This is a genomic window from Burkholderia sp. Ac-20392 (genome assembly GCF_017104585.1).
Classification (GTDB): Bacteria; Pseudomonadota; Gammaproteobacteria; order Burkholderiales; family Burkholderiaceae; genus Burkholderia; species Burkholderia lata.
Genome location: NZ_JAAGPB010000967.1, coordinates 1 through 1612, shown reverse-complemented (window position 1 = coordinate 1612; position 1612 = coordinate 1). Strand labels below are relative to the sequence as shown.

The 1612-nt window shown below is 67.4% G+C and carries 3 protein-coding genes; 2 read left to right on the top strand and 1 reads right to left on the bottom strand.

From position 1 onward, the window contains the following. Positions 1 to 430, top strand: a 430-nt coding sequence (locus G3N99_RS40135; protein ID WP_206125183.1) for a 5-formyltetrahydrofolate cyclo-ligase, incomplete at its 5' end; no start/stop codon positions are given. A gap of 74 nt (positions 431 to 504) precedes the next feature. Here the strand turns inward: G3N99_RS40135 and G3N99_RS40130 are convergent. Further along, positions 505 to 1017, bottom strand: coding sequence for a winged helix DNA-binding protein (locus tag G3N99_RS40130; protein WP_027788908.1), 513 nt, complete (start codon positions 1015 to 1017; stop codon positions 505 to 507). 148 nt (positions 1018 to 1165) lie between these two features. On the opposite strand from G3N99_RS40130, the gene G3N99_RS40125 reads away from it, so the two are divergent. Beyond that, positions 1166 to 1612 (top strand): allophanate hydrolase subunit 1 (locus G3N99_RS40125; protein WP_206125182.1); only part of this gene is annotated, 447 nt, incomplete at its 3' end.

Below are 1612 nucleotides of genomic sequence, written 5' to 3'. Positions count from 1 at the left end.
CTACTGGCCGCTGCCGGGCGAATTCGATGCGCGCGAGGCAATGCTCGCCTGGTGCGCGGCCGGTGCCGGCCGGCAGGTCGCGCTGCCCGTGATCGACGAGCGGCACACGCCGCTCGAGTTCCATGCATGGGACGCGCACACGCCGATGCGCGAAGGTCATCACCGGATTCCGGAACCGGCGTCGGGAATCGTCGTCGTGCCCGACCTTTTGCTGATTCCCTGCGTGGGATTCGATCTGGAGCGCTACCGGCTCGGCTACGGCGGCGGCTACTACGACCGCACGCTTGCCGCATGGCCGGGCAGCGAGCTGCCCGTGACGGTCGGCATCGCCTATGAAGCGTGCCGCGTCGATGCGCTGCCGGCCGAAGCGCACGATCTCGCGCTGTGCTGGATCGTGACCGACGGCGCGCTGTACCCGTCCGCCGGATGATGCGGCGGGCGGCGCCGCATCCGTCGTCGCACGCCCGTCAGCGCGCCGCCGCGCACCACCTGCGGCGCAACCGTTTACAGCGACGCCGCCGCGCGCGCGGCCGTGTCGTACAGGCCCGATGCGTTGCGCAGCAACTGCGCCGCGTCGCCGATCTGCTCGTTGGTGAGCCCGCTGTCCTTCAGCGTCTCGATCAGGCAGTGCTCGCGCACCTCGCGGTACTTCAGGCACAGGTCGCGGCCCGCGTCGGTCGCGAAGAAGAACACTTCCTTGCCGTTCTTCTCGCTCTTCACATAGCCGCGGGCGATCAGTTTTTTCAGCGCATAGGTCGCGACGTGCGTATCCTCGATATTGAGCACGAAGCAGATGTCGGCGAGCTTCTTCTTGCGTTCGCGATGGCTGACGTGATGCAGCAGCGACACCTCGACCGCCGTCATGTCCTTCGCGCCGGCCGCCGACATGCAGCGCACCATCCACCGGTTGAAAGCATTGCCTGCCATGATGAGCCCGTATTCGAGCTCCGACAGCTCCGCGCTCGAATCGGAAACGAGGTGTTCGGATGACACGATCTTGGTCGCAGGACGCTTCATGGAAAGGCGGAGCAAGCCGGATGACAGGGTGTGCCGAGTGTACGCCAGAAGCCCCGACATACGGGCTAGGCGAAAACGCTTATTGGGAAGTTGTCGATATTTTATTGACAATGTGCGCTAACATTGCCGTCCGAACCGTGCCAGTCCGATGACGCAACCCCGCATTTATCCGCTCGGCGATGCCGCCCTCGTCTGCGAGGTGCCGCCGCCCGCCACGCTCGATTGCCAGCGCCGCGTCTGGGCCGTTGCCGAGGCCGCGCGCGCGTGGCCCGACGTGATCGACGTCGTGCCCGGCATGAACAACCTGACGATCGTATTCGACGCGCTCGCCACGACGGCCGAGTCGCTCACGCCGGCGCTGCGCGACGCGTGGGAGACGGCCGACGTCGAGCACGCGGACGGCCGCGAGGTCGAGATCCCGGTCGAGTACGGCGGTGCCGCCGGCCCCGATCTTCCCGCTGTCGCCGCCCATACCGGCCTGTCGGCCGACGAGGTCGTCGCGCGCCACGCAGCCGGCGCCTACGTCGTGTTCTTCGTCGGCTTCCAGCCGGGCTTCGCGTATCTCGGCGGGCTCGACGCCGCGCTGCACATGCCG